This window comes from Stenotrophomonas sp. NPDC077659 (assembly GCF_050268705.1).
Lineage (GTDB): Bacteria > Pseudomonadota > Gammaproteobacteria > Xanthomonadales > Xanthomonadaceae > Stenotrophomonas.
Genome location: NZ_JBNNHG010000189.1, coordinates 1 through 5,954 on the forward strand (window position 1 = coordinate 1; position 5,954 = coordinate 5,954).

The 5,954-nt window shown below is 65.8% G+C and carries 7 protein-coding genes and 1 pseudogene; 2 read left to right on the forward strand and 6 right to left on the reverse strand.

The window, feature by feature from the left end; all coding sequences use genetic code 11:
- Positions 1–110 precede the first annotated feature (110 nt).
- Both ACQKDV_RS17830 and speD read right to left on the reverse strand, forming a co-directional pair.
- Positions 111–431, reverse strand: a complete 321-nt coding sequence (locus ACQKDV_RS17830; RefSeq protein WP_079223883.1) for a DMT family transporter — start codon at positions 429–431, stop codon at positions 111–113.
- 162 nt (positions 432–593) lie between these two features.
- On the reverse strand, positions 594–1,388 hold the full coding sequence (speD, locus tag ACQKDV_RS17835) for an adenosylmethionine decarboxylase (RefSeq protein ID WP_427785525.1): 795 nt from the start codon (positions 1,386–1,388) through the stop codon (positions 594–596).
- 149 nt (positions 1,389–1,537) lie between these two features.
- On the opposite strand from speD, the gene crp reads away from it, so the two are divergent.
- Together crp and ACQKDV_RS17845 are read left to right on the forward strand one after the other, a co-directional pair.
- Positions 1,538–2,227 carry a cAMP-activated global transcriptional regulator CRP gene (gene crp, locus ACQKDV_RS17840; RefSeq protein WP_079225401.1) on the forward strand — a complete coding sequence of 230 codons (690 nt, stop codon included), beginning with the start codon at positions 1,538–1,540 and terminating at the stop codon, positions 2,225–2,227.
- Positions 2,228–2,345: 118 nt separating this feature from the next.
- Entirely contained in the window at positions 2,346–3,107 is a 762-nt protein-coding gene (locus ACQKDV_RS17845) for a sulfite exporter TauE/SafE family protein (RefSeq protein WP_427785528.1), read from the forward strand.
- A 93-nt stretch (positions 3,108–3,200) separates the two neighbouring features.
- Here ACQKDV_RS17845 and ACQKDV_RS17850 read toward each other — a convergent pair whose 3' ends face one another.
- The 4 genes and pseudogenes from ACQKDV_RS17850 to ACQKDV_RS17865 all read right to left on the reverse strand — a co-directional run.
- Positions 3,201–3,917, reverse strand: coding sequence for a haloacid dehalogenase-like hydrolase (locus ACQKDV_RS17850; RefSeq protein WP_427785530.1), 717 nt, complete (start codon positions 3,915–3,917; stop codon positions 3,201–3,203).
- Positions 3,914–4,708 carry an indole-3-glycerol phosphate synthase TrpC gene (gene trpC, locus ACQKDV_RS17855; protein ID WP_108747535.1) on the reverse strand — a complete coding sequence of 265 codons (795 nt, stop codon included), beginning with the start codon at positions 4,706–4,708 and terminating at the stop codon, positions 3,914–3,916. The genes ACQKDV_RS17850 and trpC overlap by 4 nt, the downstream gene beginning before the upstream one ends.
- A 74-nt stretch (positions 4,709–4,782) precedes the next feature.
- Entirely contained in the window at positions 4,783–5,814 is a 1,032-nt protein-coding gene (gene trpD, locus ACQKDV_RS17860) for an anthranilate phosphoribosyltransferase (protein ID WP_427785531.1), read from the reverse strand.
- A gap of 16 nt (positions 5,815–5,830) precedes the next feature.
- Positions 5,831–5,899, reverse strand: a pseudogene (locus ACQKDV_RS17865) (anthranilate/aminodeoxychorismate synthase component II); the annotation flags it as partial.
- Positions 5,900–5,954 lie beyond the last annotated feature (55 nt).

Here is a 5,954-nt window from a genome sequence, read left to right on the forward strand (position 1 = left end):
ACCCACCACCATACAACAGTTGGCCGCTGCTGCTGGTTGCTGCTCGTGGTGGGCGCCGACCGTTGGACCCGCTGTACCCGTGGTTGCCGGCCAGCGGCCGGCACTACCCATTAATTGGGCGAGACCAGCTTCAAGCCGATCACCCCGGCCACGATCAGGCCAACGCAGGCCAGGCGGGCCGGCGAGGCGCTGTCGTTGAACAGGAAGATGCCCAGCACCGCCACGCCCATGGCGCCGATGCCGGTCCAGATGGCATAGGCCGTGCCCACCGGGATGGCCTTCATCGCCTGGCTCATCAGATACAGGCTGATCAGCGCCGACACGACGGTGGCGGCCGTGGGCAATGGCTTGCTGAAGCCCTCGGAGTACTTCATTCCGAGCGCGAAGCCGATCTCGAACAGGCCAGCCAGCAACAGGTAGATCCAGGGCATGGGGCTCCTCACCTTGTTGAAGAAAAACAAAACGGCCCGGGGTTTTCACACCGGGCCGTGGGTCGGTACATCGCCGTGGAACTGGATCGTGCGCGGGTAGCGCGTTCCACAGGGCGGGTCGTCCCGCCTGGGTGGCGATGCCTGCGGCATCGCACACGGGTCTTACTCGGACAGGTTGCGGCCGTGGAACAGCTCTTCGATCTCGCGCTTGAGCAGCGCTTCGATCTTCATGCGTTCCTTGAACGACAGGTTCTTGGCCTTTTCCTCGAACAGGTACTGGTCCAGGTCGAAGTCCTTCAGGTGCATCTTCGTGTGGAAGATGTTTTCCTGGTAGACATTGACGTCGAACATCTCGTAACGCGACTTGATGTTCTTGGCCAGGAAGTTCTGGATCGAGTTGATCTTGTGATCGATGTAGTGCTTCTTGCCCTTCACATCGCGGGTGAAGCCACGGACGCGGTAGTCCATGATCACGATGTCCGACTCAAGGCTTTCGATCAGGTAATTCAGGGCCTTCAGCGGCGAAATGACGCCACATGTGGCCACGTCGATGTCGGCACGGAACGTCGCGATACCTTCCTGCGGATGGGTTTCCGGGTAGGTGTGGACAGTGATGTGGCTCTTGTCCATGTGCGCGACCACGGCATCGGAGATCAGCTCCTTGCCGGCCTGCTTCTTGTCGATCACGGGCTCTTCGGAGATCAGGATCGTCACCGAGGCACCCTGCGGGTCGTAGTCCTGGCGGGCCACGTTCAGGATGTTCGCGCCGATGATCTCGGCAACATCGGTCAAGATTTGAGTCAGCCTGTCGGCGTTGTACTCTTCATCGATGTATTCAATGTAACGCTGACGCTCCTCTTCGGTGCGCGCGTAACACACGTCATAGATGTTGAAGCTCAGCGCCTTGGTGAGGTTGTTGAAACCCTGCAGCCTCAGGCGAGGCATCGGCTTGACCACGGCGGTCGATTCCTGTGTAAGAAGGGAAAGGGTGAATTATGGGGCAAAGTGCCCCCGGGGGGAACGTGAAGGGGTCACGACTCTGGCACACTATTTGCCCTTAACAGGTGCGCTGGTTAAGCTCCGCCATCGAACCCGTGAATCCGTTCATGCGCAGAGGGAGCGCCCCTATCGTGTCAACCGTGCGCCTAGCCAGCAGCCCATTGGCCTTGGACATCGCCACCATCGATCGCTTCCTGGCCCACAGCCACCGGCGGCGTTATCCCACCCGGACCGACGTTTTCCGCCCTGGAGACCCAGCGGGAACCCTGTACTACGTCATCAGCGGCTCGGTTTCGATCATGGCCGAGGAAGATGACGACCGCGAGCTGGTGCTGGGCTACTTCGGCGCCGGCGAGTTCGTCGGTGAGATGGGCCTGTTCGTGGAATCGGACCGCCGCGAGGTGATCCTGCGCACGCGCACCGCCTGTGAGCTGGCTGAAATCAGCTACGAGCGCCTGCACCAGCTGTTCCTGGGCCCCCTCTCGGCCGATGCCCCGCGCCTGCTGTACGCGCTGGGCCAGCAGATTTCCAAGCGCCTGCTCGATACCAGCCGCAAGGCCAGCCGCCTGGCGTTCCTGGACGTGACCGACCGCATCGTGCGCACTCTGCATGATCTGGCCCAGGAGCCGGAATCGATGAGCCACCCGCAAGGCAGCCAGCTGCGCGTCTCGCGCCAGGAACTGGCCCGCCTGGTCGGCTGTTCGCGTGAAATGGCCGGCCGCGTGCTGAAGAAGCTGCAGACCGACGGCCTGCTGCATGCCCGCGGCAAGACCGTGGTGCTGTACGGCACCCGTTGATTGCCGGGGGCAGCCCTGTAGAGCCGAGCCCAGGCTCGGCTGTTGTATGCGAACGGCAGCCGAGCATGGGCTCGGCTCTACACGGCTCCTGCGCAGCCCGTTCGGCTAGGCTCGGTGCATGGAACTGAGCAGCGAATTCTGGTGGTTCATCCTCATCGGCCTGGGCGCGCAGCTGGTCGATGGCGCGCTGGGCATGGCCTTCGGCCTTGTGTCCTCGTCGGTGATGCTGGCCATGGGCATCCCGCCGGCACAGGCCAGCGCGGCCATCCACACCGCCGAAGTGTTCACCACCGGCGCCTCGGGTGTGTCGCATCTGGTCGCCGGCAATGTCGATAAACGCCTGTTCTTCCGCCTCGCCATTCCCGGCGCGGTGGGCGGTGCGGTGGGCGCCTACGGACTGACCCAGCTGCCAGGCGAGGTCATACGTCCGCTCATCTACCTCTACCTGCTGGTGCTGGCCATCATCATCCTTGCGCGCGCAGCGGGGCGGCTGATGCCCAAGGGCGAGGTCAAGCGCGTGCCCGTGCTGGGCTTCGTGGCCGGCTTCCTCGATGCCAGCGGCGGCGGTGGCTGGGGCCCGGTGGCCACCTCCACCCTGCTCGCCCGTGGCGGCCAGGCACGCACCACCATCGGGACGGTGAACGCATCGGAGTTCGTGGTGACCCTGACGGTTTCAGCCACCTTCCTGATGTCGATGGGCCTGCATCATCTGCAGATCGTGGCTGGCCTGCTGATTGGCGGCATGATGGCTGCGCCGGTGGCGGCACTGCTGGTGAAGCGGCTGAAGGAGCGCTGGGTACTGGTCGCCGTGGGCGTACTGGTGCTGGGCATCAGCCTGTTCCAGATCGGGCATGCACTGACCGGGTACCTGGCGCGATAGTTGCCCCGCCGCCAGATCGGTAGCGCCGGGCCATGCCCGGCGGCTCTTCGCGAAAAGCAGTCGAGCATGGCTCGACTCTACAACAGACGGCGGTCAGGCCTTGTCGCCGCCGCGGTCCACGCAGCCCCAGTTGAGGATGCGGGTGCCGGCCGGAAGCACGCTGCGGAAGAACGCGATCCTGCCCGGCTTCGGGTTGACCACCACCGGGGCCTTGGCGGCCAGCAGCAGCGGCAGATCGGCGGTACTGTCGGAATAGGCAATGTCGATCTGCCCGTAGCCACGCTCGCGCAACATGCGCATCTTTTCTTCGTTGTGGCAATGGCGGGTCGGACCGACGCCGCCCAGGCGCGGGCCGACCTCGGTGCCGATCACCGGCACATCCTGGTGGGCCACGAAGCCCAGGATGGCGCGGGCCAGCTCCGGCGGTGCGCCAGTGGCAACCACCACGCGGTCGCCCTTGGCGCGGTGCGCGGCAAACACCTCCAGCGCCTGCGGCAGCAGCTTGGCGCGCATCTGCGCCTCGTTGCGCAGCACGTAGGCGTCGATGACCTTGTTGAAGTCACGCGCACGGTGCAGGCCGAAGCTGCCGATCCACACATAGACCGAAATGCCGGCACGGCGGGTCGGCAGCATCGCCACCATCGGCCCGGCGACCGGCGTGACCAGCAGCGCGGCCAGCATGCGCAGCGGGTTGCGCTTGATCAGCGAGGCGAACAGATGGGTACCCGAATCGCCGTCGTAGAGGGTGTGGTCGAAGTCGAAGACCACCAGCGGCGCATCCTCGCGCGGCGTTGGATAGTGCGTTGTCATGCCGCGAAGAATAGCTGACGCAGGCCTTCGCCCGGCTCTTCCACGCGCATGAAGGCCTCGCCGACCAGGAAGGCGTGGATGCCGGCGTCGCGCATCAGGGCCACATCCTGCGGGCCCAGAATGCCGCTTTCGGTCACCAGCAGGCGATCGCGCGGCACGGCTTTCTGCATGTCCAGGGTGGTCTGCAGCGAGACCTCGAAGGTGCGCAGGTTGCGGTTGTTGATGCCGATCATCGGCGCCGGCACCTGCAGCGCGCGCTCCAGTTCGTCGATGTCATGCACTTCCACCAGCACGTCCATGCCCAGCGACAGCGCCAGTTCGGACAAGGTAGCCAGCTGGGTATCGTCCAGCGCGGCGACGATCAGCAGGATGCAGTCCGCGCCCAGCACGCGCGCCTCGTACACCTGGTAGGCGTCGATGACGAAGTCCTTGCGCAGCACCGGCAGCGTGCAGGCCTCACGGGCCTGCTGCAGGTAGGCATCGGCGCCCTGGAAGAAATCGACGTCGGTCAGCACCGACAGGCAGCTGGCGCCGCCGAACTCGTAGCTGACGGCGATATCGGCAGGGCGGAAGTCCGGGCGGATGACGCCCTTGGACGGGCTGGCCTTCTTCACCTCGGCGATGACCGCCGGGTCGCCATTGGCCACGGCGGCCTGCAGGGCGCGCACGAAGCCACGGACCGGCGGGGCGCTGGCCAGGGCGGCCTGCAGCGCCTCCAGCGGGCGCTGGGCGCGGCGCTGGGCCACTTCTTCGGCCTTGCGGGCCAGGATCGTCTGCAGGATGTCGCTCATCGTCGTCGGTTCAATGCGGGGGCGGTGAGGATGGCCATTATCGGCCATCGGGTGGGTCAGGCTGAACCGCGCGCTCAGGCAACCAGCGCGCGGGTGGTATCGACGTACTGCTGCAGGCGCTGGCGGGCGCTGCCATCGGCGATGGCGGCACGGGCGCGGGCCAGGCCGTCGCCGATGTCGCTGGCCACGCCGGCCACGTACAGGGCTGCACCCGCATTCAGGGCCACGATGTCCAGCGCCGGGCCCGGCGTATTGTCCAGCACCGCACGCAGCATCTGGATGGACTGCTCCGGGCTGTCCACGCGCAGGTTGCGGCTGGCCGACATGGCGATGCCGAAGTCTTCGGGGTGGATCTCGTACTCGCGCACCTTGCCGTCGCGCAGCTCACCCACCAGGGTGCCGGCGCCCAGCGAGATCTCGTCCATGTTGTCGCGGCCCCAGACCACCATGGCACGCTCGGTGCCCAGCTCGCGCAGCACGCGCGCCTGGATGCCGACCAGATCGGGGTGGAACACACCCATCAGCACCGACGGCGCGCTGGCCGGGTTGGTCAGCGGGCCGAGGATGTTGAAGATGGTGCGCACGCCCATCTCGCGGCGGACCGGCGCGACGACCTTCATCGACGGATGGTGGATCGGCGCGAACATGAAGCCGATGCCGGTCTGCGCGATGGCCGCAGCCACCTGGGCCGGCTGCAGTTCAATCGCGGCGCCCAGCGCTTCGACCGCATCGGCACTGCCGGACTTGGACGACACGCTGCGGTTGCCGTGCTTGGCCACGCGTGCGCCGGCAGCAGCAGCGACGAACATCGCGCAGGTGGAGATGTTGAAGGTGTGCGAGCCATCGCCACCGGTACCGACGATGTCGACCAGGTGGGATGTATCGGCCACCTGCACGGGCCGGGCGAATTCACGCATCACGGTGGCCGCGGCGGCGATTTCGTCCACCGTTTCCTTCTTCACGCGCAGGCCGGTAAGGATGGCGGCGGTCATCACCGGCGAGACATCGCCGCGCATGATCTGCCGCATCAGGTCGACCATTTCGTCGAAGAAGATTTCGCGATGCTCGATGGTGCGATGCAGGGCTTCCTGGGGGGAGAAGCTCATCGGAGTGCTCCTTGGATCAGGCCGCCGGGCGCTGCAGGAAATTGCGCAGCAGGGCGTGGCCGTGTTCGGTGAGGATGGATTCGGGATCTGCCGAACTCTATCGCGGCGAATACCTGGCCGGCAGCGTGCTGCTGGCCGCG

Excerpts from the sequence above, each read along its gene's own strand:
- ACQKDV_RS17830 (WP_079223883.1), bottom strand. The coding sequence starts at position 431 with ATGCCCTGGATCTACCTGTTGCTGGCTGGCCTGTTCGAGATCGGCTTC.
- crp (WP_079225401.1), top strand. The coding sequence starts at position 1,538 with ATGCGCAGAGGGAGCGCCCCTATCGTGTCAACCGTGCGCCTAGCCAGC.
- ACQKDV_RS17845 (WP_427785528.1), top strand. The coding sequence starts at position 2,346 with ATGGAACTGAGCAGCGAATTCTGGTGGTTCATCCTCATCGGCCTGGGC.
- ACQKDV_RS17850 (WP_427785530.1), bottom strand. The coding sequence starts at position 3,917 with ATGACAACGCACTATCCAACGCCGCGCGAGGATGCGCCGCTGGTGGTC.
- trpC (WP_108747535.1), bottom strand. The coding sequence starts at position 4,708 with ATGAGCGACATCCTGCAGACGATCCTGGCCCGCAAGGCCGAAGAAGTG.
- trpD (WP_427785531.1), bottom strand. The coding sequence starts at position 5,814 with ATGAGCTTCTCCCCCCAGGAAGCCCTGCATCGCACCATCGAGCATCGC.